General features: G+C 67.9%; 24 protein-coding genes. 17 read left to right on the plus strand and 7 right to left on the minus strand.

Translation table 11 applies throughout. The features are described from left to right. Positions 1-127 precede the first annotated feature (127 nt). Both HV701_RS04720 and HV701_RS04725 read left to right on the plus strand, forming a co-directional pair. On the plus strand, positions 128-1099 hold the full coding sequence (locus HV701_RS04720) for an NAD(P)H-dependent flavin oxidoreductase (RefSeq protein ID WP_175131911.1): 972 nt from the start codon (positions 128-130) through the stop codon (positions 1097-1099). Further along, entirely contained in the window at positions 1096-1836 is a 741-nt protein-coding gene (locus HV701_RS04725) for an enoyl-CoA hydratase-related protein (RefSeq protein ID WP_175131912.1), read from the plus strand. Before HV701_RS04720 ends, HV701_RS04725 begins: the two co-directional genes overlap by 4 nt. Before the next feature lie 82 nt (positions 1837-1918). Here the strand turns inward: HV701_RS04725 and HV701_RS04730 are convergent, their stop codons facing one another. After that, positions 1919-2752: an enoyl-CoA hydratase/isomerase family protein gene (locus HV701_RS04730; protein ID WP_020925438.1), complete on the minus strand. Its 834-nt coding sequence runs from the start codon at positions 2750-2752 to the stop codon at positions 1919-1921. Between the two features lie 100 nt (positions 2753-2852). Between HV701_RS04730 and HV701_RS04735 the strand changes: the two genes are divergently transcribed. From HV701_RS04735 to HV701_RS04745, 3 genes are all read left to right on the plus strand, one after another. Beyond that, entirely contained in the window at positions 2853-3722 is an 870-nt protein-coding gene (locus tag HV701_RS04735) for an NAD(P)H-hydrate dehydratase (protein WP_175131913.1), read from the plus strand. Positions 3723-3842: 120 nt separating this feature from the next. Further along, a complete protein-coding gene (locus HV701_RS04740; protein ID WP_175131914.1) occupies positions 3843-4076 on the plus strand; it encodes a hypothetical protein in 234 nt (77 codons plus the stop codon). A 506-nt stretch (positions 4077-4582) separates the two neighbouring features. Beyond that, positions 4583-6196 (plus strand): ABC transporter substrate-binding protein, encoded by a 1614-nt coding sequence (locus HV701_RS04745; RefSeq protein ID WP_175131915.1) that lies wholly within the window; start codon positions 4583-4585, stop codon positions 6194-6196. A gap of 78 nt (positions 6197-6274) precedes the next feature. Here HV701_RS04745 and HV701_RS04750 read toward each other — a convergent pair whose 3' ends face one another. After that, positions 6275-7189, minus strand: a complete 915-nt coding sequence (locus HV701_RS04750; protein ID WP_175131916.1) for a LysR family transcriptional regulator — start codon at positions 7187-7189, stop codon at positions 6275-6277. Positions 7190-7351: 162 nt separating this feature from the next. On the opposite strand from HV701_RS04750, the gene HV701_RS04755 reads away from it, so the two are divergent. The 10 genes from HV701_RS04755 to HV701_RS04800 all read left to right on the plus strand — a co-directional run bounded on the left by HV701_RS04755 (position 7352) and on the right by HV701_RS04800 (position 16982). Then, a complete protein-coding gene (locus HV701_RS04755) occupies positions 7352-8788 on the plus strand; it encodes a M20 family metallopeptidase (protein WP_175131917.1) in 1437 nt (478 codons plus the stop codon). 64 nt (positions 8789-8852) lie between these two features. Next, complete coding sequence (locus HV701_RS04760) at positions 8853-9824, plus strand: M14 family metallopeptidase (RefSeq protein WP_175131918.1); 972 nt, start codon at positions 8853-8855, stop codon at positions 9822-9824. Positions 9825-9887: 63 nt separating this feature from the next. Beyond that, entirely contained in the window at positions 9888-10103 is a 216-nt protein-coding gene (locus HV701_RS04765; RefSeq protein WP_175131656.1) for a hypothetical protein, read from the plus strand. A 51-nt stretch (positions 10104-10154) separates the two neighbouring features. After that, positions 10155-11132 carry an ABC transporter permease gene (locus HV701_RS04770; RefSeq protein WP_175131919.1) on the plus strand — a complete coding sequence of 326 codons (978 nt, stop codon included), beginning with the start codon at positions 10155-10157 and terminating at the stop codon, positions 11130-11132. A gap of 5 nt (positions 11133-11137) precedes the next feature. Beyond that, the gene (locus HV701_RS04775) at positions 11138-12055 is read left to right on the plus strand and encodes an ABC transporter permease (protein WP_175131920.1); all 918 of its coding nucleotides are present in this window, start codon (positions 11138-11140) and stop codon (positions 12053-12055) included. After that, complete coding sequence (locus HV701_RS04780; RefSeq protein ID WP_175131921.1) at positions 12052-13035, plus strand: ABC transporter ATP-binding protein; 984 nt, start codon at positions 12052-12054, stop codon at positions 13033-13035. The genes HV701_RS04775 and HV701_RS04780 overlap by 4 nt, the downstream gene beginning before the upstream one ends. Then, positions 13032-14042, plus strand: a complete 1011-nt coding sequence (locus HV701_RS04785) for an ABC transporter ATP-binding protein (protein ID WP_175131922.1) — start codon at positions 13032-13034, stop codon at positions 14040-14042. Before HV701_RS04780 ends, HV701_RS04785 begins: the two co-directional genes overlap by 4 nt. 5 nt (positions 14043-14047) lie before the next feature. Next, on the plus strand, positions 14048-14953 hold the full coding sequence (locus HV701_RS04790) for a prolyl oligopeptidase family serine peptidase (protein WP_175131923.1): 906 nt from the start codon (positions 14048-14050) through the stop codon (positions 14951-14953). Between the two features lie 33 nt (positions 14954-14986). Then, positions 14987-16117: a M20 family metallopeptidase gene (locus HV701_RS04795; protein ID WP_175131924.1), complete on the plus strand. Its 1131-nt coding sequence runs from the start codon at positions 14987-14989 to the stop codon at positions 16115-16117. Positions 16118-16391: 274 nt separating this feature from the next. After that, positions 16392-16982, plus strand: coding sequence for a hypothetical protein (locus tag HV701_RS04800; RefSeq protein ID WP_175131925.1), 591 nt, complete (start codon positions 16392-16394; stop codon positions 16980-16982). 78 nt (positions 16983-17060) lie between these two features. On the opposite strand, the gene ppk2 is transcribed toward HV701_RS04800, so the two are convergent. Continuing rightward, entirely contained in the window at positions 17061-17972 is a 912-nt protein-coding gene (gene ppk2 / locus HV701_RS04805) for a polyphosphate kinase 2 (protein WP_419761636.1), read from the minus strand. Between the two features lie 164 nt (positions 17973-18136). On the opposite strand from ppk2, the gene dapD reads away from it, so the two are divergent. Further along, positions 18137-19117 carry a 2,3,4,5-tetrahydropyridine-2,6-dicarboxylate N-succinyltransferase gene (gene dapD / locus HV701_RS04810; RefSeq protein WP_175131927.1) on the plus strand — a complete coding sequence of 327 codons (981 nt, stop codon included), beginning with the start codon at positions 18137-18139 and terminating at the stop codon, positions 19115-19117. A gap of 105 nt (positions 19118-19222) precedes the next feature. Here dapD and HV701_RS04815 read toward each other — a convergent pair whose 3' ends face one another. Next, on the minus strand, positions 19223-20062 hold the full coding sequence (locus HV701_RS04815) for a class II glutamine amidotransferase (protein WP_175131928.1): 840 nt from the start codon (positions 20060-20062) through the stop codon (positions 19223-19225). A gap of 135 nt (positions 20063-20197) precedes the next feature. Here HV701_RS04815 and HV701_RS04820 point away from each other — a divergent pair, with 135 nt between their 5' ends. Continuing rightward, a complete protein-coding gene (locus tag HV701_RS04820) occupies positions 20198-21259 on the plus strand; it encodes a threonine aldolase family protein (RefSeq protein WP_419761637.1) in 1062 nt (353 codons plus the stop codon). Positions 21260-21297: 38 nt separating this feature from the next. On the opposite strand, the gene HV701_RS04825 is transcribed toward HV701_RS04820, so the two are convergent. The 3 genes from HV701_RS04825 to HV701_RS04835 all read right to left on the minus strand — a co-directional run bounded on the left by HV701_RS04825 (position 21298) and on the right by HV701_RS04835 (position 26418). Beyond that, positions 21298-22125, minus strand: a complete 828-nt coding sequence (locus HV701_RS04825; protein ID WP_175131981.1) for an AraC family transcriptional regulator — start codon at positions 22123-22125, stop codon at positions 21298-21300. 72 nt (positions 22126-22197) lie between these two features. Then, positions 22198-24261 (minus strand): UvrD-helicase domain-containing protein, encoded by a 2064-nt coding sequence (locus HV701_RS04830; protein WP_175131930.1) that lies wholly within the window; start codon positions 24259-24261, stop codon positions 22198-22200. Positions 24262-24318: 57 nt separating this feature from the next. Further along, entirely contained in the window at positions 24319-26418 is a 2100-nt protein-coding gene (locus tag HV701_RS04835) for a primosomal protein N' (RefSeq protein WP_175131931.1), read from the minus strand. Positions 26419-26709: the final 291 nt, after the last annotated feature.

The following is a 26709-nucleotide window of genomic DNA, read 5'->3' on the forward strand; positions in this document are numbered from 1 at the left end:
GACGCTTGCCGTTAAATAAAGATTAATTAATTACCGGACGGTCGGTAGGTAATTATAGGCACATCCCTTTCCGCGACTCAAGCGCGGCCAGGGCGCTCAACCCGAAACCACACGCGACGACGACGTTATGCCCCATTCCCTCGTGACAGATCTGTATGGCCAGATGTCCCTGCCGGTCATCAGCGCCCCCATGTTCATCGTGTCCAACCCGAAGCTGGTCATCGCGCAATGCACGAGCGGCATCGTCGGTTCGTTTCCCGCCCTCAACGCGCGCCCGCAGAGTCTGCTGACCGACTGGCTCGACGAGATCCAGGCCGGCCTGGCCTCGTACCGCGAGGCCAACCCGGGCGCGGCGGTCGCGCCCTACGCCGTCAACCAGATCATCCACCAGTCCAACGACCGGCTCGAACAGGACCTGGCGGTGTGCGCCAGCCATCGCGTGCCGCTGATCATCACCAGCCTGCGCGCGCCCGGCGACCTGGTCAAAGGCATCCACGACTGGGGCGGCAAGGTGTTCCATGACGTCACCACCATCCGCCACGCCGAAAAGGCGCTGGAAGCGGGCGTGGATGGCCTGATCCTGGTGTGCGCGGGCGCGGGCGGCCATGCCGGCACGCTCAGCCCGTTCGCGCTGGTGTCCGAAGTGCGCCGCTTCTATGATGGCCCGCTGATCCTGTCGGGCGCCATCACCTCCGGCGCCCAGATACTGGCCGCGCTCGCCATGGGCGTGGACTTCGCCTATATGGGCACGCGCTTCATCGCCAGCGAGGAAGCCAACGCCAGCGACGGCTACAAGGCCGCCATCGTCGAGGCCAGCGCCACCGACATCCTCTACACCCCTTTCTTCACCGGCATTCCGGGCAACTATCTCAAGGCCAGCATCGCCGCCGCCGGCCTCGATCCGGCCAACCTGCCGCAGCCGGACAGCGGCGCCTCCAATTTCGGTTCCAGCCGCGTCAAGCCCTGGAAGGACATCTGGGGCGCGGGCCAGGGCGTCGGCAACATCGCCAGCGTGCAACCCACGCGCCAGATCGTCGACACGCTGCGCCGCGAATACGCCGAGGCCAAGGCGCAACTGGCCGCCAGGACCTTCGCATGAGCGCCGGCTTGCGCGTCACGCGCGAGGGCGCGGTGCTGACGCTGGTGATCGACCGCCAGGAACGCCGCAACGCGCTCGACACGGCCACCTACGCCGCGTTGACCGAACAGCTCGCGCTGGCCAGCGCCGACACCAGCGTGTCGGCGGTAATCCTGGCCGGCGCCGGCGAACACTTCACCGCCGGCAACGACCTGCGCGATTTCCAGGCCGAGCGGGGCGCCGGCGACAGCGCCGGCCTGACCTTCCTGCGCGCCCTGACACAGGCCGACGTGCCGGTCATCGCCGCCGTCGAGGGCTATGCCATCGGCATCGGCGTGACGCTGCTGCAGCACTGCGACTTCGTCTACATCGGCGAAGGCGCCACGCTGCGCCTGCCGTTCGTGGCGCTGGGCCTGTGCCCCGAAGGCGCCTCCAGCCTGCTGCTGCCGCGCCTGGCCGGCGCCCGCCGCGCCGCCGAATGGCTGTTGCAAGGCAAGGCGTTCTCGGCCCGGGAGGCCTGCGATGCCGGCCTGGCCACGGCAGTCACCGCCCAGGGCGGCGCCCTGGCGGCGGCGCAGGCCACCGCCGCCAGCCTGGCCAAGCAGCCGCCCGCCGCGCTGCGGCTCACCAAGGCCATGCTCAAGCGGCCGGACCGGCAGGCGATCCAGGACACGCTCGATGATGAGGCGCAGCAGTTTCGCGCCCGCCTGCAGACCGAAGAGGCGCAGGCCGCGTTCGCGGCGTTCTTCAAGAAGTAGGTCCGGGCAGCGCGTCCCAGCGGGCGCGCCTAGCCGGGCCGGCGTATCCGGCACGGCGGAGCGACAGCCGCGCCCGCCCGCCTCAGAATGGCGAGTCGGGCCGGAAGTTCGGCGCCCGCCGCTCGCGCAGCGACTGCACGCCTTCGCGTACGTCCGGGCCGCCGAACCCCATGAATTCCAGCGCCAGCGAGGTGTCGAACGTCGGGCCGGCCATACGCAGCCAGTTGTTCAGCGAATACTTGGTCCAGCGGATCGCGGTCTGCGAACCAGCCGCCAGGCGGTTGGCCACCTCGAAGGCGCGGCCGATCAGCTCGGCCTCGTCCACGCACAGCGACACCAGGCCGATGCGCTCGGCCTCTTCGCCGCTCACGGTCTCGCACAGCATCAGGTAGTACTTGGCGCGCGCCATGCCGCACAGCAGCGGCCAGACGATGGCGGCGTGGTCGCCCGCGGTGACGCCCAAACGGGTGTGGCCGTCGATGATGCGGGCATCGCGCGCGGCGATCGAGATGTCGGCCAGCAGGCCGGCCACCAGGCCGGCGCCCACGGCGGCGCCGTGCATCGCCGAGACAATCGGCTTGCTGCAATTGATGATGTTGTAGACCAGGTCGCGCGCCTCGCGCCAGACGCGGGTGCGCACATCGAAGTCTTCCGCCATCTGCTGCACCAGGTCCAGATCGCCGCCGCCCGAGAAGCCCTTGCCCTCGCCGCGAATCACCACCACCCGGGTGTCCGGGTCGGTGTCGATATCGCGCCAGATGTCGGCCAGCTCGCGGTGCATGCGGTCGTCGGCGGTGGACAGCTTGCCCGGCTTGCCATCCTTGGACCCCATGATCAGCTCCAGCACGCCGTTGGGATGGCGGCGCAGCTTGAGGGACTCATAGGCGGAATAGTGTTCCAGCGTGATATCGGTCATCGTCGTCTCCGGTGGCGCGGGCGGAAGGCCGCGCGTTTTGGGGCACTATAGTGGATGGCACCCGTTCCGATGCCGCTCGCCGATCCTGGAGCCTCAGCCCATGAACACCTCCGCCTCCCGCTTTGCCGGCGAAATCCGCCGCGATGACCTGCCGGCCTTGTTCGCCGTGCGCGGCGCCGACACCCACAAAGGCAGTTTCGGCACCATCGGCGTGGTGGGCGGCGGACGCGGCATGGAAGGCGCGGCGCTGCTGGCCGCGCGCGCCGCGCTCAAGACCGGCGCCGGCAAGGTCCTGGTGGGCTTCGCCCAGGACAGCGCGCCGCTGCCCTGCGATCCGCTGCAACCCGAGTTGATGCTGCGCGATGCGCGTTCGCTGCTGGACACGGACTGGGGCGTCACCGCCTGGGTCGCCGGTTGCGGCATCGGCGCCGGCGCGGGCGCCGCCAACGCCCTGTCGGAACTGTTCGTGCTGCGCCACCGCGCGCCGCTGGTGCTGGACGCCGATGGTCTGAACCTGCTGGCCAGCGGCGGCATCCAGCCCAACTGGGGCGATGGCCCGGTGGTGCTGACCCCGCACCCGGCCGAGGCCGGCCGCCTGCTGCGCCAGGAAACCGCCCGCATCCAGGCCGACCGCCCCGCCGCCGCCCAGGCGTTGGCGCGGCGCTTCGGCGCCTGGGTGGTCCTGAAGGGCGCGGGTACGGTGGTCTGCGCCCCCGACGGCCAATGGCGCCGCAACACCAGCGGCAACCCCGGGCTGGCCACCGCCGGAACCGGGGACGTATTGGCTGGCATGCTGGGCTCGCTGCTGGCCCAGCGCCTGCCACTGGACCAGGCCGTGGCCGGCGCGGTCTGGCTGCACGGCGCGGCGGCGGACGCCCTGGTGGCCCGGGGCATCGGGCCGATCGGGCTGACTGCGGGCGAGCTGGCCGACGCCGCCAGGGGGCTGCGCAATGGCGGTCCTTCGGCCTAAGTCCCCGTGCCACATACATTTTTACAACATACTAGGGTTTTCCCCTAAAAACGCGTTGCTTTTAATTTAGGGTTATCCCTATAATGGTTTACCCCAAGACGAAACGGACTGGAGCCAACCATGAGCGAACTGACCCTGAACCACACTGCCCGCCTGACCGACGCGCTGGAGCGTGACCTGCTCCGCGGCGCTCTCGAGAACCAACCGAATTCCCACCCGCTGACCAGCCTGAAGAAGGCCGGCAAGGCCATCGCCGCCGCGGTCTCTGGCGTGTTCGCCTTCATCGACGAAGTCAACGAATCGATGAACCAGGCCCGCGCCGCCAGCTCGCGCTTCTCCGGCTCGCAGTGGTAAGACCAGCCGTGGCAGGCTGATTCGCGACCGATCTCCCGCGATTCAGCCTGACGCGCTGCCGGCGCAACGCCCGCCGCCGACGCGGCGCCCTTTGCATCGGACCCTGGCGCCCCCCGGCCAGGAGCCTTGCTCCCCTTACCGGCCGCGCTTGCGCCGCGCCGGCCCCGCTTGCGGGGCCCCCGCGACGCCCTGCCTCCCATTGCGCAGCACTCATCCCTGTCGCCCCAGTGCGAAGCCGTCCCGAAGCGGGACCGTTTCACGCTGGGGCGATTGGCATTTGGCGCGCGGCGACAGCGGATTTTCGCCTCTTGGCGTTTACCCTAGCGTCGGCCCGGCGCGCATTGACAGCGCGCGAACCGCCTACCGATAATCGGCCCCTTGCCGTCGTGCCTGGCGCAAAAACACCGCAAGCCCCCCCGGCCGACGTCCAGTTCCCCCGGTTGGCTGACCCGCTGTTTGCCGCCGCAAAGCACGATCCGGTTCGTTTCCCATCCGGAGTTGTCACCATGAAGTTGCGCACTACCCTGGCCCTCGTGGCCGCCGCCATTCCCTTGGCCGCAGCCCAGGCCCAGACGCTGAAGATCGGCCTGTCGGCCGAACCCACCTCGGCCGATCCCCACTACCACAAGATGACGCAGAACGACGCGCTCTCGGCGCACGTCTACAGTTCGCTGGTGGGCCGCAGCGCCGACATGAAGCTGGTGCCGGCGCTGGCCACGTCCTGGAAGAACCTGGATGACCTGACCTGGGAATTCAAGCTGCGCGACGACGTCAAGTTCTCGAACGGCAAACCGTTCACGTCCGAGGACGTGCTGTTCACGATCTGCCGCACGCTGAACAACGAAACCAATGTGTCGCAGTCCTACATGGACACGACCAAGCTGATCACCGACGTGCAGACGCCGGATGCGCACACCGTCATCATCAAGACCGGCACCCCCTTCCCGCTGATGCCCGCCGAACTGGCGCGCTCGCTGCCGATCATCTGGAACGGCATCGTCGAGCACGGCAAGCTGACGTTCGACCCGAAGAAGGGTTGCGGCGTGACCGGCGCCTGGCCGACCGTGGCCGACTTCAACAACGGCAAGGACGCCATCGGCACCGGCCCGTACACCCTGAAGTCCTACGTCAAGGGCACCGGCATCGAGCTGGTGCGCAACGAGAACTACTGGGGCCCGAAGCCCTACTGGAAGGAAGTGAAGTTCGTGCCGGTGCCGGCCGCCGGCCCGCGCCTGACCGGCCTGCTGTCGGGCGACTTCGACATGATCGAAAACCCCGCCGCGCGTGACCTGCAGCGCCTGAAGGACAATCCCAAGTTCGGTTTCGTGGCCACGCCCTCGACCCGCCTGGTGTTCTTCCAGCCCGACGTGGCGCGCAATCCGAGCCCGTTCGTCAAGAGCGCCGACGGCAAGAATCCGCTGCAGGACCTGCGCGTGCGCAAGGCCATCTCGATGGCCATCGACCGCAAGACCATCACCGCCCGCATCATGGACGGCATGGCCACCCCGGCCTACCAGTACATGCCCGACGGCATGTTCGGCGCGCTGCCCAAGGCCCCGGAAATCAAGTACGACCCGGAAGGCGCCAAGAAGCTGCTGGCCGAAGCCGGCTACCCCAACGGCTTCGAACTGACGCTGTCGTCGACCAACGACCGCTACGTCAATGACGGCCAGGTAGCGCAGGCCGTGGCCCAGTACCTGGCCCGCGTCGGCATCAAGACGCATGTCGATGCCATGACCGCCTCGATCTACTTCCCCAAGCGCGCCAAGCGCGAGTTCAGCTTCTCGATGGGCGGCTGGCCGGCGGAAACGGGCGAAGCCTCGGCGCTGTTCCAGCTGTGGGTCGCCTCGCTCGATTCGCCCAAGAGCCTGGGCACCAGCAACTATGGCGGTTTCAGCAACGCCGACTTCGACAAGGTCTACAAGCAGGCCATCGTCACCGTCGACGCGCCCAAGCGCGAAAAGCTGCTGCAGGAAGCCACCCAGATCGCGCTGGACAACGTGCCGCTGATCCCGCTGCACTTCGAAAGCAGCATCTGGGCCTTCCGCAAGGGCATCTCCTACGAAGGCCGCCGCGACCAGTTCACGCTGGCCACGTCGGTCAAGCCCGACGCCAAGTAAGCCATCCGTCGCGCGCGTTGAAAAACGGCTGCCTTCGGGCAGCCGTTTTTGCTGGGGCGCGCCCCGCGAGCCGGCGCCTCAGGCGCCCGGCCCCTGCGCCAGCAGCACGTCCAGTTCGCGCGACAGCAGGTCGATGAAGGCTTCCGTCTTGGACGGCAGCCGGCGCCCCTGCATGACATGCAGCTGCAGCGTGCGCGACTGCAATTGCGCGTTGGAGATGGGCACCGCCACCAATTCGTCGCGTTTCAGGCTCCAGGCCACCGAGATATAGCCGCTGAGCATGATGGCGTCGGAACCGAACACGAAACCGTGCAGCGGCGAGGAATCGTTGCAGGTGAAGGTGGGTTCGAGCTGCACCGACTCCAACAGGCAGCCCATCTCGAACAGGTGGCGGGTGGTGGTGCCCGGGCCGGTCAGCGCCAGCGGATAGCGGCCCAGGTCCTGCAGGCTGACGCTCTTGCGTCCGGCCAGGGGATGGCCCGCCGCCATCACCGCGTGCACCGGCGCGCGCCGCGAATAGCGCACGCTGACGCCACTGAGGCGTTCGACGTTGAAGGTCATGCCCAGCTCGACGCTGCCCTCGGCGACCCGCCGCGCGACGTCGGCCGGCGTGCCGACGTACAGATCGAAGCGGACCTCGGGCCAGTCGCGGCGGAACCGCGCCATGGCGGAGGGCAGGAAGATCCGCGCCACGCCCTCGACCGCCGCCATGCGGATCTCGTTGCGCGCCATGCCCTTGAGCGCGGCGATCTCCTGCAGCACCGAGTCCGATTCCAGCAAGGTGCGGCGCGCATGCGCCAGCAGCAGCCGGCCGGCCTCGCTCAGCAGCATGCCGCGCGCGGCGCGCTCGAACAGCGGCGCGCCAGCCTCTTCTTCCAGCTTGGCGATCTGCCGGCTGATGGCTGACACCGCCACGTGCAGGCGCTCGGATGCGCCGCTCAGGCTGCCGGCCTGGGCGACCTCGACAAAGTACCGCAAGGCAATGCCATGCATGTTCGGCCTCGTTGGGGCGGGAAGTGGTCACCATGAGCCTTGCCTTTTATGCAAAGCTCCCGATAAATATTCTAATTGTAGAGAAAGCTCCCCTGATCCTAGAATTTGCGCAACGATCCAGCCGGGCCTCCTGACGCGCCCGGCCACGAAAAGGGGAAGTCCGTGTCAGCAGCAGTCACCCACCCGAGCCGCGCCGCCGCTATCGGCCGGGCGGTCGCGTACGCCGAAAGCGGCGCCTTGCAACGCGACCTGGCGGAACTGGTCGCCCACCAAACCGAAAGCCAGGACCCCGGCCAGCGCGCGGCGCTGCACGACTATCTGCGCGCGGCGGTGGCGCCGCGCCTGGCGGGGCTGGGCTGCGCCTGGCATGTCGCGGACAATCCGGCGGCTGGCGGCCCGCCCTTCCTGCTGGCCGAACACATCGAAGACCCGGGCCTGCCCACCGTGCTGATGTACGCCCATGGCGACGTCGTGCGTGGCTACGACGACCAGTGGCGCGCCGGACTGTCGCCGTGGCGGCTGACGGCCGAAGGCGATCGCTGGTACGGCCGCGGCACGGCCGACAACAAAGGACAGTACTGCATCAATATGACCGCGCTGGAACAGGTCCGGGCCGAACGCGGCGGACGGCTGGGCTTCAACCTGCGCATGCTGGTGGAATGCGGCGAGGAGGTCGGCTCGCCCGGCCTGCACCAGGCCTGCGACGCCTGGCGCGAGTCGCTGGCCGCCGATGTCTTCATTGCTTCCGACGGACCGCGGCTGGCGGCCGACCGGCCGACGCTGTTCCTGGGATCGCGCGGCACGCTGCTGTTCGACCTGACGGTCGACCTGCGCGGCCATGCCCACCATTCCGGCAACTGGGGCGGCGTGCTGCCCAACCCCGGCATCATTCTGGCGAATGCGCTGGCCAGCCTGGTGGACGCGCGCGGCCGGCTGCTGGTGGACGGCCTGCGCCCGCCCCCCATCCCGCCGGCCGTGCGCCAGGCCCTGGCGGACATCCAGGTCGGGCAGGACGACGACGCACCCGACATCGACCCGGCATGGGGCGAGCCCGGCCTGTCGCTGGCCGAACGCCTGTTCGGCTGGAACACGCTGGAAGTGCTGGCCTACAAGACCGGCAATCCCGACAATCCGGTGGGCGCGATTCCGCCGCGCGCCAGCGCCACCTGCAATCTGCGTTTCGTGGTCGGCACCGACTGGCGTCAGGCCGAGGGCATCCTGCGCCGGCACCTGGACGCGCAGGGCCTGTCGCAGGTCGCCGTCCGCGTGCGGCGCGGCACGCCGGCCACGCGGCTGGACCCGGACGACCCGTGGGCGCGTTGGGCCGTGGCCTCGCTGGCCGCCACCACCGGCAAGACGCCCGCGCTGCTGCCAAACCTGGGCGGCACGGTGCCCAACGACGCCTTTTCGGAGGTGCTGGGACTGCCCACGATCTGGGTGCCGCATTCCTACCCCGCCTGTTGCCAGCACGGCCCGGACGAACACCTGCTCGCGTCCGTGGCGCGCGAGGCCGTGGCGGTGATGGCCGGCCTGTTCTGGGACCTGGGCGAACAGGGCGCGGCCGTGGCCGCGCAACGCCGGCGAACGGCCGCCGGTTGAACGCCGCCTGACCGTCGTTCCGCGCCATCCCCTATACAATCCCCTTCGCTTGATCGGAGTTCCCATGTCCTCGTCCCCTACCGCGTCCCGTCCGCGCCCTTTCCTGCTCGCCTGTCCGGATCTGGCGGCCGAGCGCGTGGGCAACACGGATACCCCCGGCGTCTGGCATTTCGACACCGGCGTGCCGGGCAAGCGCGTGATCCTCAGCGCGCTGATCCACGGCAATGAACTGTGCGGCGCCTGGGCCCTGAAGGACGCGCTGGCCGCCGGCCTGCGACCGCGCCGCGGCTCGCTGACGCTGGCATTCTGCAACCTGGCCGCGTTCGATCGCTTCGATCCGGCCAACTACGCGCCGGCGCGCTTCGTCGATGAGGACATGAACCGGGTCTGGAGCGACGACAAGCTGGCCCAGCCCATCAGCCAGGAACGCCGCCGCGCCGCCGCCCTGCGTCCATGGGTGGCGCAGGCCGACTGGCTGCTGGACTTCCACTCGATGAGCAATTCCGACGTGCCGCTGCAGCTGACCGGCCTGGAACAACGCAACATCGACCTGGCCCTGTCGCTGGGCAACCCCGCCACCATCATCGCCGACGCCGGCCACGCCGCTGGCGTGCGCATGCGCGACTACGGCCGCTTCGGCGAGGCCGGTGACAACGGCACCCGTTCGCTGCTGATCGAATGCGGCTTCCATGGCGCGCCCGAGGCGCGCAGCGTGGCGCTCGACCAGATGGCGCGCTTCCTGGTGGCCGCCGGCACGGTCGACCAGGCCGACCTGCCCGCCGCCTGGTTCGCGCCGCAGGCCAGCGCCCAGCGCGCGCTGCGCGTGACCCACGCCATCGCCGCCAAGAGCGCCGATTTCCGTTTCGCCGAGCCCTGGAAGGGCCTGGAGACGCTGGCGCGCGCCGGCACCCTCATCGGCTGGTCCGAAGGCGAGCCGGTGACCACGCCCTACGATGACTGCGTGCTGATCATGCCGTCGACCGCCAACCTGCGGGCCGGGGTCACGGTGGTGCGGCTGGCGCAACCCATCGTCTGATGCCGCGCGCGGCGCGCCCTCGATGGCGCGCCGCCTCATATAAAAACCGCCAAGGGAAGCAGCATGTCCGCAAACGTTTTCATCCACAGCGCGTTATCCACCTGTACGCTGGCAAAGGCCCAGCACCTGTCGCGCGTGGGCATCAAGACCACCGCGGACGCGATGACGCGATCGGTCTACTTCCCCAAGCGCGCCCCGACCGCCGTCGGTCCGGCCGCGCGCCAAAAGCGGCTGCAAGAGTCCCTGACCCTGGCCATGTCGGCCAGGCCCGCCCAATAAGATCGCCGTTCCGGCGCCTGCAACCCCCCGAGCCCACCAAGGAAATATCACGTGGCCCTTTTCATCCTACGCAGACTGATCCAGAGTCTGTTCGTGCTGCTGGCCGTCTCGGTCGTGGTCTTCTTCGCGGTGTATGCCGTGGGCGACCCGATCGAACTGCTGGTCAGCCCCGAAGCCAGCCAGGCGGCGCGCGAGGCGATGATCGCCCGCCTCGGCCTGGACCTGCCCGTGTGGCAGCAATACACAGGATTCCTGTGGCGCGCGCTGCACGGCGACCTGGGCACCTCGTTCGTGCACGGTATCCCGGCCATCGAGCTGATCGTGCAGCGCATCCCCGCCACCTTCGAACTGGTGATCGTGGCCATCGGACTGACCTGTGTGATCGGCATTCCGCTGGGCCTGGTGGCCGGCCTGTACCGCGATGAACCGCTGGGCCGCGGCATCATGTCGTCGTCGGTGCTGGGTTTTTCGCTGCCCAACTTCTGGCAGGGCATGATGCTGATCCTGCTGTTCGCGGTCTGGCTCGGCTGGCTGCCCGCCACCGGCCGGGGCGACACCGTGACGGTGCTGGGCGTGCGCCTGTCGATCCTGACGGCCGACGGCTGGGCGCACCTGATCATGCCGGCCATCAACCTGGCGCTGGCCAACATCGCACTGGTGCTGCGCCTGACCGCCTCGGGCGTGGTCGAGGCCCGTAGCCAGGACTACGTGAAATTCGCGCGCGCCAAGGGCATCAAGCCCGGCCGCATCGTGCGCCGCCACATCCTGCGCAACATCCTGATCCCGGTGGTCACCGTCATCGGCATGGAATTCGGCAGCCTGATCGCCTATTCCACCATCACCGAGACCGTGTTCGCCTGGCCCGGCATGGGCAAGCTGCTCATCGACAGCGTCTACCAGCTCGACCGCCCCGTGGTGGTCGCCTACGTGATGCTGGTGACCCTGATTTTCGTCGTCATCAACCTGGTCGTGGACATTCTGTACGCCGCGCTCGACCCGCGCGTGCAGCTCGTGACCCCCGCTCAATAACTTCCATGGCTCAATCTCCCAACTCCGGCCGCACCCGTACCGTCCAGCCCCTGGCCGATACACCCAAGCGCGCCTCGATCCTGAAGAAACTGCGGGCCCGCCCCACCGTGCGCGGGTCAGCCATCGCCCTGGCCGTCCTGGTGCTGCTGGTGGTGTTCGCGCCCTACTTCGCGCCGCAGAATCCCTATGATCTGGCCAACCTGTCGCTGCTGGACGGCCGCCTGGCGCCGCGCCAGGCGCTGATGGACGGCAGCATCGCCTGGCTCGGCACCGACGACCAGGGCCGCGACATGCTCAGCGCCATCCTCTACGGCCTGCGCATCAGCCTGATGGTGGGCCTGTCGGCGGTGACGCTGGCCACCGCCGTGGGCGGCGCGGTCGGCCTGGTGGCCGCCTACGTCGGCGGCCTGGTCGACACCGTGCTGATGCGCATCGTCGACTTCATCCTGGGCTTTCCGACCATCCTGGTGGCGCTGGTGCTGCTGGTGGTGCTGGGGCGCGGGGTCGACAAGGTGATCCTGGCGCTGGTGCTGGTGCAGTGGGGCCACTATGCCCGCATCATGCGCAGCCGCGCGCTGCAGGAGCGGCGCAAGGAATACGTCGAGGCCGCCGCCAACCTGGGCTTCCCGGCCTGGCGCATCATGGTGTTCCACCTGCTGCCCAACTGCCTGGGCCCGGTCATGGTGTTCGCCACCATCCAGATCGCCACCGCCATCGCGCTGGAAGCAACGCTGTCGTTCCTGGGCGTCGGCGTGCCGATCACCGAACCGTCGCTGGGCCTGCTGATCTCGAACGGCTTCCAGTATCTGCTGTCGGGCGACTACTGGATCAGCCTGTTCCCGGGCATTGCGCTGTTGTTGCTTATTCTTTCCATCAATATCGTCGGCGACCGCCTGCGCGAAAGCCTGGACCCCAAGCGATGAGTGAAGTCCTTCTTGATGTGCGCGGCTTGCGCACCGCATTCCATACCGAGGCCGGCGCATGGCTGGCGGTCGACGGCGTCGACCTGACGGTGCGCCGCGGCGAAATCGTGGGCCTGGTCGGCGAGTCCGGCTCGGGCAAGTCGGTCACCGGTTTCTCACTGCTGGGGCTGATCGACCCGCCCGGAGAGGTCGTCGACGGCGAAGTGAAGTTCAAGGGCAACGATCTGCGCAAGCTCTCCGAAGAGCAGATGCGGCAGCTGCGCGGCAATCGCATCGCCATGATCTTCCAGGACCCGCTGATGACGCTCAATCCGGTGCTGCGCATCGGCGAGCAGATGATGGAAGCCATCCTGACGCACGAGAACGTGCCGCGCGCCGAAGCGCTGGAACGCTGCCGCGAGGCGCTCGCCATGGTCGGCATCCCCGCGCCGGAGAAGCGCCTGAAAAGCTATCCGCATGAGTTCTCGGGCGGCATGCGCCAGCGCGTGGCGATCGCCATCGCCATGCTCAACAAGCCCGACCTGATCATCTGTGACGAGCCGACCACGGCGCTGGACGTGACCATCCAGGGCCAGATCCTGTACCGCATGCAGGAGATCTGCCGCGAGCACAACACCGCGCTGATCTGGATCACCCACGACCTGGGCGTGGTGGCCGAGCTGGCCGACCGCGTCGCCGTCATGTATGCCGGCCGCATCGTCGAGAGCGGCCCGGTCGAACAGGTGCTGGACGCGCCGCGCCATCCCTACACCCGCGGTCTGCTCGATTCGATGCCCGGCGCCACCGCGCCGGGCGCGCGGCTGCACCAGATCAACGGCATGGCGCCGAGCCTGGCCGGCCGCCCGTCGGGCTGTGCGTTCCGGCCGCGCTGCACCCACGCGGTCACGCGCTGCACCGAGCAAGCCCCCACCGTCACCACCGAAGGTTCGCGCAGCTATCGCTGTTACGTCCCGATTGCCCGCGAGGCCGAGCAAGCATGAGTCAAGCCGATACCCCTGTCATCGAGCTCAGGAACGTCCACAAGCGCTTCGAACAGCGCCCGGATCTGGCGCAGCGCATCCTGGCCCTGGCCGGCCGCCCGATCGACCGCCGCACCGTCTATGCCGTCAATGGCGTCGACCTGCGCATCGGCCGCGGCGAAGTCGTCGGGCTGGTGGGCGAGTCCGGCTGCGGCAAGTCCACCCTGGGCCGCGTGGTCGCCGGCCTGCATCGCCAGACCGAAGGCGAATTGCTGTACCAGGGCCAGGACCCGCGCCGCCTGAGCGGCCGCGAGAAACTGGCCTACACGCTGGGCGTGCAGATGATTTTCCAGGACCCGCAGGCCTCTCTCAATCCGCGCCAGCGCCTGCGCCAGATCCTGGGCGAATCGCTCAAGGTGCACAAGCTGGCGCCGCCGGCCGAGATCCCCGCGCGCATCGACCAGGCCTTGACCGAAGTGGGCCTGGACACCGAATACCGTGACCGCTTCCCGCACCAGATCTCGGGCGGCCAGCGCCAGCGCATCGGCATCGCCCGCGCGCTGATGGTGGCGCCCAAATTCCTGGTGTGCGACGAGCCGGTGGCGGCGCTGGACGTATCGATCCAGGCGCAGGTGATCAACCTGTTCATGGATCTGCGCGAACAGCACGGCTTCACCTACCTGTTCATCAGCCACGACCTGGGCGTGGTGCGCCACATTTCGGATCGCGTGGCCATCATGTACCTGGGCAAGATCGTCGAAATCTCGACGTCGGCCGAGATCTTCGCGCGCGCCAACCACCCCTACACCCAGGCCCTGATGGCCGAGGTGCCGGACGTGGCGCGGCGCGGCCGCAAGTTCACCCCGATCAAGGGCGAGATCCCGTCGCCGCTGAACCCACCGTCGGGCTGTACCTTCAACCCGCGCTGCCCGCACGCCATGCCGCGCTGCCGCGACCAGGCGCCGGCGTTGCAGGAAATATCCCCGGGCCACTGGTCGGCCTGCCATCTGAACGAAGCCACCGCCTGAACGCCATGAAACCCTCTGACATGTCCAACGTGGACCGCATCGCCATCGAAATGGGCCATGCCGGCCGCAACGCCATCGCCTATATCGACGAGGATCGCAATTCCGATCGCCCGTTCAAGCTGCAGACCTACCGCCCCTACGGCTACACCCCGGACCGTCCGGTGGTGATCGTGCAACACGGCGTGCTGCGCAACGGCGACGAATACCGCGACTTCTGGGTCGAGGCCGCCGACAAGCACAAGCTGCTGATCGTGGCGCTGACCTTCTCCAACGAGATCTGGCCGGGCGTGGAAAGCTACAACAATGGCCGCGTGTTCTCGGCCGGCGGCAACCCGCGCCACATCGACGGCTGGACCTACGCGCTGGTGGGCAACGTGATCCGCGACATGATCGACGCCGAGATCACCGATGGTGAAAACGTGTATCTGTTCGGCCACTCGGCAGGCGGCCAGTTCGTGCACCGCCTGATGAGCAGCCAGTCGCACGCGCCGTTCAAGGCGGTGGCGGCCGGCAACCCCGGCTGGTACACGCTGCCGACCTTCGACTATCCGTTCCCCGAAGGCATGGACGGTGTCGGCCTGACCGAAGACCACCTGGTCAAGCTGCTGGGCTACCCGATGATGATCCTGGCCGGCGACCAGGACATCGCCACCGACGATCCCAACCTGCCATCGGAACCGGCCGCCATGCGCCAGGGCCCGCACCGCTACGCCCGCGCCCACAACTACTTCGAGGCCGGCCGCAAGGAGGCCGAGCGCCGCGGCGTGCCGTTCAACTGGACGCTGCAAGTGGTGCCCGGCATCGGCCACGATGGCCGCGCCATGTCCGCCGTCTGCGCCAGCCTGTGGTTCGACGGCGCCATGCCGAGCGATGCCGAACTGGCTCGCCTGGCCGGCCAGCAGGTCGCCTGAACGCCCCCTTTCATTCCCGCTAGCAGAATCGCCATGTCATCCACTTCCCGCACTGAACAACTCGTCGCCGGCATCCAGAGCTGGCTGCAATGCGAATCGCCCTCGAACTTTCCCGATGGCATCGCCGCCATGGCCCGCATCATCGCCGACTACGCGGCCGCGGCCGGCCTGACGGTGGAACTGTCCTCGCTCGGCCCGGCCACCGGCCCGCTGCTGTACGCCACCAACCGCGCCGCCGGCGACACCCGCCCGGGCATCCTGATCCTGGCCCACATGGACACGGTGCACCCGGTCGGCACGCTGCTGGAGAACCCGGTGCGCATCGACGGCGACCGCCTCTACGGCCCCGGCAGCTATGACATGAAGGCCGGCATTTATCTGGCGCTGACGGCGCTGGCCGGCGTGGCGCGCCCCGGCGCGACGCAACTGCCGGTGGACTTCCTGGTGGTGCCCGACGAGGAAACCGGCAGCCATGCCTCGCGCGCCCATATCGAACGCTTCGCCGCCAACGCCAAGTACGCGCTGGTGTGCGAACCGGCCCGCCCCAACGGCGGCAAGTGCGTGACGGCGCGCAAGGGCACCGGCATGCTGAACCTGAACGTCAAGGGCCGTCCGGCCCATGCCGGCATGCAGCATGAAAAGGGCCGCAGTGCGATCCGCGAGATGGCGCACCAGGTGCTGGCGCTGGAAGCGATGACGGACTATGAGCGCGGCATCACCGTGAGCGTGGGCACGATCGCCGGCGGCACCGTGACCAACACGGTGCCGGCCCTGTGCCGCTGCGTGGTGGACTTCCGCGTGCCCGACATGGGCGCGGCCGAGGACGTGCTGCGCCGCATGCGTGAACTGTGCGCGGTGGGTCCGGACGTGGAACTGGATATCGACGTGGAACTGAACCGCCCGCCGATGGTGAAGACCGAGGAAGCCACCGCCTTGCTGGCGCTGGTGCAGGGCTATGCCGAACGCGCCGGCTTCCTGCTGGAAGACGCGCCGATGACCGGCGGCGGCAGCGATGCCAACTTCACCTCCGCCATGGGGATTCCGACGCTGGACGGCCTGGGGGCCGACGGCGACGGCGCGCATACGTTGAATGAGTACATCCTGATTTCAACGCTGGCGCAGCGCCTGACGTTCTGGGAACTGCTGCTCAAGGAGCTGGCGTAAGTTCTGGAAGCCGCAGTTGAAGGAGCTGGCGTCACGCCAGCTCGATGAGGCGGCGAAGCGTGGCCACGCAGGAACGGCAGAACGACTTCGGTGACGATCCGGAACATTCTTTTCGGATCGGTCTTGCATACGCATGCCCATGCCCTCGGGGTTCTGGAATCGGCATAGATTATTAATCCACACTCTTACCGATCTATTCTCGTGCAAAAGACATGACGTCCGCCCCGGCAAGACAGGTCTCTCATGCACGGCAGCCCACCAGGTACTCCCGGACATGCGCATCCTGATCGCGATCATTCTATTTATCAGTCTCGCGGGATGCGGGGCAACATTGAAGCCGGTCAAGCCCGATGCCACCACGGGATTGTTCTCCACCACCGTCGGGATCGCGCCATCCGATATCGAAGTCGCCGAGCGCTTTGATCCCGCCTACCGGCGCATGCTGTTCATCAACGTCAAATCCAACTGGGGCTACCTGGAGACCATCGATTACTTCCAGACGTCCATCGAGCACCTTGGAACCTTCGAGCAGGTGCTGACGAGAAAAGACATCGATCAGAAGATCATTGCCTGGCATTTGCAGGACAAGGTGTCAGACGTCTCGAACTTGCTGGGGCTGAACCTGCTCAGCAAGCAAATCGGGAATTTCCTCATCCTCGACGTGGGCAACTGGTGGAAGGGCGGCTATCACTACGAAGGTTCGTTGCAGGCCATGGATGCCAGCACAGGCAAGACAGTGTTCAAGACGACGCTCCAGGCATTCAACTGGGACGGCTTGGACGCGTCGTTGTTCCGCCCGCTGCTCAACGCGTTCGTGCTCTGGACCAAGAACGAATTGCCCGGCCCACAGCCAGGCAGCAAGTAGGCGCCTCCCCAATCTGCAACGCGCTGGCGGGCCGGCGCCGCCAGCAGGCGAACGCAGCAGCCCGCCGTACCCTGCGGCCTAGAATTTCTCCGGCACGAACATCTCTTCGGGCACCGGGTGGCGCAGGTAGTCCTGGTGGTGAACCCGCTCGGGTAACACCACCTCCGCATGCGTCACGGGATGGTAGGGCACCTGTTCCAGCAGATGGCTGATGCAGTTCAGCCGCGCCGTCTTCTTGTCATCGGCGCGCACCACCCACCAGGGTGATTCCGGAATGTGCGAGCGTTCCAGCATGACTTCCTTGGCCTGCGTGTAGGCCTCCCAGCGACGACGGCTTTCCAGGTCCATCGGGCTCAGCTTCCATTGCTTGAGCGGATCGTCGATGCGGCTCTGGAAGCGCGACTCCTGTTCGTTGTCGGACACCGAGAACCAGTATTTGACGATCTGGATGCCGCTGCGCACGAGCATCTTCTCGAACTCGGGCACCGAGCGGAAGAATTCCTCGTACTCTGCGTCGCTGCAAAAGCCCATGACGCGCTCCACGCCCGCCCGGTTGTACCAGCTGCGATCGAACAACACGATCTCGCCGGCGGCGGGCAGGTGCGCAGCGTAGCGCTGGAAATACCATTGCGTGCGCTCGCGCGAACTCGGCGCGGGCAGCGCGGCCACCCGGCACACGCGCGGGTTCAGGCGCTGCGTGATGCGCTTGATGACGCCTCCCTTGCCGGCCGCGTCGCGCCCTTCGAACAGCACCACCAGGCGATGTCCGCTGTGCATCACCCAGTCCTGCAGCTTGACCAGCTCCCCCTGCAGGCGCAGCAGCTCGCGGAAGTACCGACGCCGCTGCGCGTGCCAGGACTCGCCCCTGGCGTCGCCGTTGTCGCCGCGCCAGTCGTCGAGCTCCATTTCCAGCTCTTCATCCAGACTGTCGATCAGGTCTTCCTGCAGGCGCATATGTCGCTGCAAGGTGTCGGCGCCGCGTTCAGGCATGTTTTCCATGGTGGCCTCCCATTGTCGTTTCACCCGTCGGCGCACCTGGCGTGCGTCCGAACTGCGCCAGGGTGACGGGTAAATATGACAGGCAATCAAGGCGCCTGCGGGCGGCAGTCTGGCCCTAAAATGGGCGCCGAGAGAGACGTCCCCGCAAAGAAGCCATGCAAGAAAAAACCGCAAACAGCGCCATCGCCTACGGCCTGGCCACGATCGCCGCCGACGGCACCATCCTGGACACCTGGTATCCCCGTCCGTCCCTGGCCGACAACACGCCCGCTGGCGGCACGCGGCACCTGACGCCGGAAGAAGCCCGCGCCGCGCTCGGCGAGCACGTTCCCACTTCGCTGGGACGCGACACCCGCCGCAAGGTCGACATCGTCGCCGTGCGTACCGCCATCGCCTCGCTCGACGCGCCGCCCGCCGACGCGCACGACGCCTACCTGCGCCTGCACCTGCTCAGCCACCGGCTGATCCGGCCGCATGGCGCCAACCTGGACGGCCTGTTCAACGTGCTGGCCAATGTGGCCTGGACCTCTGCCGGCCCTTGCGCCGTCGATCAGGTCGATGCCTTGCGTTGGCAATTGCGTGCCACCGGGCAAGTGCTGGAGATCCGCGGCGTCGACAAGATCCCGCGCATGACCGACTACGTGGTGCCCGCCGGCGTGCGCATCGCCGACACCGCCCGCGTGCGCCTGGGCGCGCACCTGGCGGCCGGCACCACCGTGCTGCACGAGGGCTTCTGCAACTTCAACGCCGGCACCCTGGGCGCCTCCATGGTCGAAGGCCGCATCAGCGCCGGCGTCATCGTCGATGACGGCACCGACATCGGCGGCGGCGCATCCATCATGGGCACCATGTCCGGCGGTGGCAAACAGGTGGTGGCCATTGGCAAGCGCTGCCTGCTGGGCGCCAATTCCGGCATCGGCATCTCGCTGGGCGATGACTGCGTGGTGGAGGCAGGCTGCTACATCACCGCCGGCACACGCGTGCTGACGCCGGAGGGCGCGGTGGTCAAGGCCGTGGAACTGGCGGGCCAGCACGGGCTGCTGTTTCGCCGCAACTCGCAGACGGGCGCGGTCGAAACGCTGGTGCGCACGGCCGCCTGGGGCACGCTGAACCCGGCGTTGCATACGGGGCACTGAGCGGGCCAGCCACCGGTGTCGGCCGCATGCCGCCCGATGGCGGCGCGTCGGGTCCGCGCGGACATGTCCCGCCAGAGGTGGCCCAGCCGCGCAATGCGGCCGGCTTCAAGCGCCCGGCGGCTGCGGCACGAACGGATAATGCTCGACCCGGCCATGGCCCGCGATGATGGCGGTGGACTCGGGCACCTCTTCCCAGACGCCGGGCATTTCGCTCAACGGTTCGGACAGCAGCAGGAAGGCATCGTCATCCAGGGCCGCGACCTTCGGGTCGTCGGGATAGAGTTCGCGCAAGTGGCGCACGCAGGTGTTATGGAACAGCGTGCGCGAATCGCGCTCGCTGGAATAGCGCACCGCGATCAGGCGCTCGCCGTCCAGCGCGCAGACCGTCATGTTGATCGGCCGGGCCACGCCATGGCGCCGGCCGGTTTCCTCGACCGCGCCGACCATGCGCGCCAGCGCCGGCAGCGGGTCTGTCTCCAGGCCGAAGCTCAGCGCCAGCAGGAACATCACCTCGGAATCGGTCGACCCTTCCAGCGAGCCGAAGTACGCCGGCGCGATCATCAGCATCAGGTCGCGCCGCAGCAAGGGATAGTCGCGGATGACGCCGTTGTGCACGAACAGCCAGTTGCCGTGGCGGAACGGATGGCAATTGGTTTCCTGGGCCGGCGTGTCGGTGGCGGCGCGGATGTGGGCCACGAACAGCGGCGAATGGATGGCGCGCGCGGCCTCGCGCAGATTGCGGTCGTTCCAGGCCGGATGCACGCTGCGGTAGCGGAACGGCGGCTCCACGGGCTTGCCGTACCAGCCCAGGCCGAAGCCGTCGCCGTTGGTGGTGGTGGCGCCCATGCGCGAATGCAGGCTCTGGTCGATCAGCGAGTGCCTGGCCTTGAACAGCACGCTCTCCATTTGCAGGGGACTCCCAGTATAAGCCAGCCAGCGGCACATGATGCGCTCCTTGGAAACAACCCCGGCGCGAGGCGGCGGGTGTGCCCCAGTGTAGGAGCCGGGCGCAATTTTCTACAAGCCCGGCGCGGCGGCGCGCGACATAGTGCGGGACTGACTGCTTCTCCGGAGCCTTCCATTTTGCATCCCCCCACCGCTTTCACGCCACAGCTGGGCTTTGCCAGCGACAACACCGCCGGCGCCAGCCCGCAGATCCTGGCCGCGCTGCAACAGGCCAATGAGGGACAGGCTCCCGCCTACGGCGCCGACGACATCACGCTGCGTGTCGAGCGCCGCCTGGCCGAGATCTTCGAGCGCGACGTCGACGTGCTGCTGGTGCCCACCGGCACGGCCGCCAACTCGCTGGCGCTGGCGGCGCTGACACCGCCATGGGGCAGCGTGCTGTGCCACGCGCACAGCCACATCGCCAACGACGAATGCGGCGCGCCGCAGTTCTACAGCGGCGGCGCGCGTCTGGCGCTGCTCGATGGCGCCGCATCCAAGCTCGACCCCGCCCTGCTCGCCCAGGAAGCGCGCCGCAAGGCCGGCGACGTGCACTCGATGCCGCCTGCCTGCGTCAGCATCACCCAGGCCACGGAAACCGGCAGCGTGTACACGCTGGACGAGATCCAGGCCATCGGCGCCGTCTGCCGCGATGCCGGACTGCCCCTGCACATGGATGGCGCGCGCTTCGCCAATGCCTTGGTCAGCCTGGGCTGCACGCCCGCGGAAATGACCTGGAAAGCCGGGGTCGCGGCGCTGTCGTTCGGCGCCACCAAAAACGGCGTGCTGGGCGCCGAGGCCATCGTGCTGTTCGAACCCGGACGTGCCGCCGAGCTGGCCTACCGGCGCAAGCGCGGCGGCCACCTGTTCTCGAAGATGCGGCTGCTGTCGGCGCAAATGGACGCCTATCTGGCCGACGACTTGTGGCTGCGCAACGCGCGCCAGGCCAACGCCATGGCGGCGCGGCTGGCGGCCGGCATGGCGGGGCTGCCCGGCATCGAACTGCAGGGACCGGCCGAGGCCAACATCCTGTTCTGCCGGCTGCCCACCGCCGCGATCGACGGCCTGCTGGCGCAGGGCTTTCGCTTCTATCATGACCGCTGGGGCCCGGGGGTGGCGCGGCTGGTCACCTCGTTCACCACGCGTGAAGCCGATGTCGACCATTTCCTGGCGGCATTGCGGGCGCAGTTGCGATAGGCTCGTCGCGGTGGACTGGCGCGGCGGCCCGTCCGCGCTCAGGCCGCGCGCCGGTAGGCCGACGGCGCCACGCCGTAGGCCGAGCGAAAAGCGCGGTTGAAATGGCTCTGATCGTAGAAGCCGACCTCGGCCGCGACCTGCGCGATCGAGGCCGGCGCCCGCGCCAGCGTGGCGCAGGCCCGCTCCAGCCGCAGCCGCGTCAGCCAGGCGTGGGGCGTCAGGCCCACCGACAGCGCGAAGCGGCGCAGGAACTGATAGCGGCTCAGCCCGCACAGGCGCGCCAGATCCTCCAGCCCGATCTTCTCGCCCAGGTGCGCCTGGCAATAATCCAGCACCCCCCGCAGATGGGACGCCGACAGGCCTCCGCGCACCTGCTGCGGCTTCACCACGCCGGTACGCGCGAACAGCGCGCCCATCAAGGCCAGCGACGCGGCCTCGTGCGCCAGCGGCCCGGCGGCGGCGTCCGCCATCCATGACGCGTGCAGGGCCACGAAGCGGGCGGCCAGGCCGGCGTCTTCGATCAGGGTGCCCAGGAAGCATTCGTCGGGCGCGCCGTCCGAAACCTCGGCGATGAAGCCGCGCATCAGCTCTGGCGCGATGCGAAACGTGTTCAGGGTATGGGAATGGCCATAGTCGGCCACGCCGGCGCCGTCATGCACCTCGCCCGGCGGCATCAGGGCGATGCCCCCTGGGCCCAGCAGCGTGCTGCGGCCGCGGAAGGTCTGGCGCTGCACGCCCTGGGTCACCAGGCCGATGTGGTAGTCGACGTGGTAATGCCGCTCGAACCGGAAATCGACCAGGCGCGCCACGCCCAGCACCAGGCCCGGCGTACCGGGCACCGGTCGATAACGCACATCGTCCTTCATCGTCAGCGCCATGGTGCAAAGCGGCAGGTATAGCCCCGCGCGCGCCTCCCGGTCTTGTAATTTATTGCGGCATCACTTCTTCAGCAATGCCTTGAGCATGGCCATGCGCTCCTTGGGATTCATGGCGGCGGTGGTCTCGTCTTCCTGGATGCCCGGGGCGTCCAGGCCCATTTCCTCGATGAAGCGCGAAGGCTCGCGCACCAGGTCCTCGCGCGCCCGGCGGCGGCGCTTGCACCAGCTCAAATGCAGGCTGCGCTGGGCGCGGGTGATGCCCACGTACATCAGCCGCCGTTCTTCCTGGATGCGGGTGGCCAGGTTCTCGGCGGCGCGCGCCGGGTCGCCAACCTCGTCGTCCTTGCCCAGGTGCGGCAGCAGGCCTTCCTCGACACCGGCCAGGTAGACGTGCGGATACTCCAGGCCCTTGGACGCGTGCAGCGTCGACATCTTGACCGCGTCCGGCTCTTCTTCCTCGCCGCGTTCGAGCATAGTCACCAGCGCCACGTGCTGCACCAGCTCGAACAGGGACATGTTGTCCTCCTCGGCCTTGCGCTTGAGCCAGCCGGTCAGTTCCAGCACATTCTGCCAGCGGGTCTGGGCCGGGCGTTCGTCGAACAGCTCGAACAGGTGGCGTTCGTACTGGATGGCCTGCACCAGGTCGTCCAGGATGACGCCGGCGGGCTCGGCCGGCGCGCCGTCGGTGCCGGCGGTGGCGCCACGGCCGGCGCGCCACTGCATGCGGCGGATGAATTCGGTGAACGTGCGCAGCGGTTCGAGCTGGCGCGGCGCCAGCAGGCTTTCCAGCCCGGTCTCGGCGACCGCGGCCAGCAGCGACAGCTCGCGGCTGGCCGCGTACTGTCCCAGCGTCTGCAAGGTGGCCTGGCCGATGCCGCGCTTGGGTGTGGTGGCGGCGCGGATGAAGGCCGGATCGTCCTCGTCGTTGGCCAGCAGCCGCAGATAGGCCAGGATATCGCGCACCTCGGCCTTGTCGAAAAAGCTCTGGCCGCCCGCGATCGTGTAGGGGATCTTCAGGTTGCGCAGCGCCTGCTCCAGGATGCGCGACTGGTGATTGCCGCGATACAGGATGGCGAAATCCTTCCACTGTGCCTGGCGCTCGAAACGCGACGCCGAGATCTTCATGGCGATAGATTCGGCCTCGTGTTCCTCGCCATCCATGGCGCACACCACGATCGGCTCGCCCACGCCCAGGTCCGACCACAGCTTCTTTTCGAACAGCTTGGGGTTCTTCTCGATCACCTGGTTGGCCGCCGCCAGGATGCGCTGCACCGAGCGGTAGTTCTGCTCCAGCTTGATGAGCTTGAGATTGGGATAGTCGGTGGTGAGCTTGGCCAGGTTCTCGATGGTCGCGCCACGCCAGGCGTAGATGGCCTGGTCGTCGTCGCCCACGGCGGTGAACATGGCGCGCGAGCCGGTCAGCAACTGCACCAGGCGGTACTGACAGACGTTGGTGTCCTGGTACTCGTCGACCAGCAGGTAGCGCACGCGGTTCTGCCAGCGCGTGCGCACCTCTTCATTGTTGGCCAGCAGGATGGCCGGGATGCGGATCAGGTCGTCGAAGTCCACCGCCTGATAGGCGGCCAGCGTGGCGGCATAGCTGCGATAGACGTTGGCGGCTTCGACGTCGCCCGGCGTGATGGCCTCGCGCGCGGCGTCGTCGGGTTCCATCAGCGCGTTCTTCCACAACGAGATGATGCCCTGCACGTGGCGCAGGCGGCCCTTGTCGGTGGTGGCCAGCAGTTCCTGGATGATCGCCATGGCGTCATCGGCGTCGAGGATCGAGAAGGTCGGCTTCAGGCCAGCGTTGCGCGCTTCTTCGCGCAACAGCTTCACGCCCAGCGAATGGAAGGTACTGATGGTCAGACCCTTGCCCAGCTTGCGGTCCACCAGCGTCCTGACGCGCTCGTCCATCTCGCGCGCGGCCTTGTTGGTGAACGTCAGCGCCACCACGTTGCGGCCCATGTAGCCGCATTCGCGCAACAGATAGGCGATCTTCTGCGTGATGACGCGCGTCTTGCCGCTGCCGGCGCCGGCCAGCACCAGGCAGGGGCCATCCAGGTACAGCACCGCCTCTTTCTGCGCGGGATTCAGGCCGTGGCCGATGGGTTCGTGTGCGGACATGGGATTCGGGAAAACGGGAACGACATAGAGTAAACGGGTACGCGGCGGGCGCGCCGGTCAGATTTCCAGCGGATCGACCTCCAACTGCCAGCGCACCCGGGCCTCGTTGGCCAGGTACGGCAGGTGGTGCGACCATGACGCCAGGAACGTCTGCAAGGCGGGACGGCTACTGCTTTCCACCAGCAGTTGGGCGCGCTCGATGTTGGCCACCCGCACCACGCGCAGCGGCACCGGGTCGTACAGCATGACCGCGTCCAACCCCGGGAAATCGGCGGCCCATTCGCCTTCGGGCAAGGCGCGCGCCTGTTGCAGGAACGCCTGCGCCACCGCCAGCTCGCGCGCCTCGGCCGTCAGCAACGCCTGATACGCAAACGGCGGCAGGCCGGTGCTTTCGCGCTCCTGCAGCGCATGGCGCGCGAAACCCGCGTAATCGTGCCGCAGCAAGGCCTGATACACCGGCTGCTCGGGATAGCCGGTCTGGATGATGACCTGGCCGTTGCCATGATGGCGGCCGGCGCGGCCAGCCACCTGCATCAACTGCGCGAACAGCCGCTCCGGCGCGCGGAAATCGTGCGCAAACAACGCCGAATCCGGATTGAGCACGCCCACCAGGCCGAGCCGCGCGAAGTCGTGGCCCTTGGCCACCATCTGCGTGCCCACCAGGATGTCGACCTCGCCCGCATGCACCGACGCGAACAGGGCCTCGGCGCTGCCCTTCTTGCGGGTGCTGTCGGCATCGATGCGCAGGATGCGCGCCTCGGGAAACAGTTCGGCCAGGTGTTCCTCGACGCGCTGCGTGCCGCGCCCCATCGGCGCCAGGTCCTGGTCGCCGCATTCGGGGCAGGCATGCGGCACCGGCGCCTGGTAGCCGCAATGGTGGCAATGCAGACGGTGGCCATGGCCGGCGGTGCGATGCAATACGGTGAAAGCGGTACAGCGCGGACAATTGCTGACCCAGCCGCAGGACTGGCAATGCAGCACCGGGGCGAAGCCGCGCCGATTCAGGAAAATCAGCGACTGCTCCTTGCGCGCCAGCCGCTCGCCGACAGCCTCCAGCAGTTGTGGCGACATGCCGTGCTTCATCGGCAGGCGGCGGGTATCGACCAGCTTCATGGCCGGCAGCGAACTGGCGCGGGCGCGCGCCGGCAGGGACAGGCGCAAGTAGCGGCCGCGCTCGGCGTGCTGCCAGGTTTCCAACGACGGCGTGGCCGAACCGAGCACCACCGGAATGCCCAGGTCATGCGCGCGCCATACCGCCAGATCCCGCGCGGAATAGCGCAGGCCATCCTGCTGCTTGTAGGAGGCATCGTGTTCTTCATCGACCACGATCAGCCCCAGCTCGCTCATGGGCGCGAAGATCGCCATGCGCGTGCCGAGCAGCATGCGCGCCTGGCCGCGCTGCGCGCGCGCCCATGCCTGCAATCGCTCGCCATCGGACAGGCCGCTGTGCATCACCGCCAGCCCATCCGATCCGAGCAAGCCTTCGAGCCGGGCGCGCAGGGCGCCTTCCAGCTGCGGCGTCAGGTTGATTTCCGGCACCATCAAGAGCACCTGGCGGCCGGCCGCCAGCACTTTCTCGGCGGCGCGCAGGTAGACCTCGGTCTTGCCGCTGCCGGTCACGCCGTACAACAGCACCGCCTTGAACCCGGAAAGTCCGGCGATGGTATCGACCGCCTCGCGCTGGGCGTCATTCAATTCGGGCGGCTGGTCGGCCGCGGCCGGCTGGCGGACGACCTTGCGCTTGCGCCCGTCCAGCCGCGCCACCGGACCGCCGGCCGAGCGCTTGCCCTGGTAGGCGGTCGGTTTGCGCAGCGGCGGCGGCAGGGTCGGCAGCATCACTTCGCCCAGCGGCCGCTGGTAATACTCGGCGGCAAAGCGCGCCAGGCGCAGCCAGCCCTCATCGAAGGGCGGCAGATCCTGCAATACCTCCTCGATCGGTTTGATCTGCTTCGGCTCGTAGGAAGGCTCGGCCGGGTTGTCGACCACCACGCCGACCAGCTTGCGGCGGCCGAACGGCACGATCACCCGCAGGCCGGCGGCGATCGGCTCATGGTGGCGGTAGTCGAACGGGCCGGGCAGCGGCACGTCCAGCGCGACCCGCACCCAGCAGACGGCCGCGGCCGGCGTGGATTCGACCAGTGCGAAGACTTCAGACATGGATCAGGGAGCGCGGCATGGACAGGGCGAACCGGCCGGGACCGGGAAAAACGGCATCAGGATGATGGGCCGGCCGAAAACCGGGCCAGCAGGGATTGTCGCCGCAAGCGGGTCCGGAACTCCAGACCCAGCCTGTGGATAACTTTGGGGAAAAGGCAAGAGCAACGTCAAAAATTGGAATAAGGCAAGATTGCATCAACTCTTGCAACTTTGTTGAAAACCCATTTTATTCCAATAAAAACAGTGGCTTATACAAACTTCCAAGATTGTAAGCCAGCTTCTAAAGGGTTT

The organism is Achromobacter pulmonis (assembly GCF_902859765.1).
Lineage (GTDB): Bacteria > Pseudomonadota > Gammaproteobacteria > Burkholderiales > Burkholderiaceae_B > Achromobacter > Achromobacter pulmonis.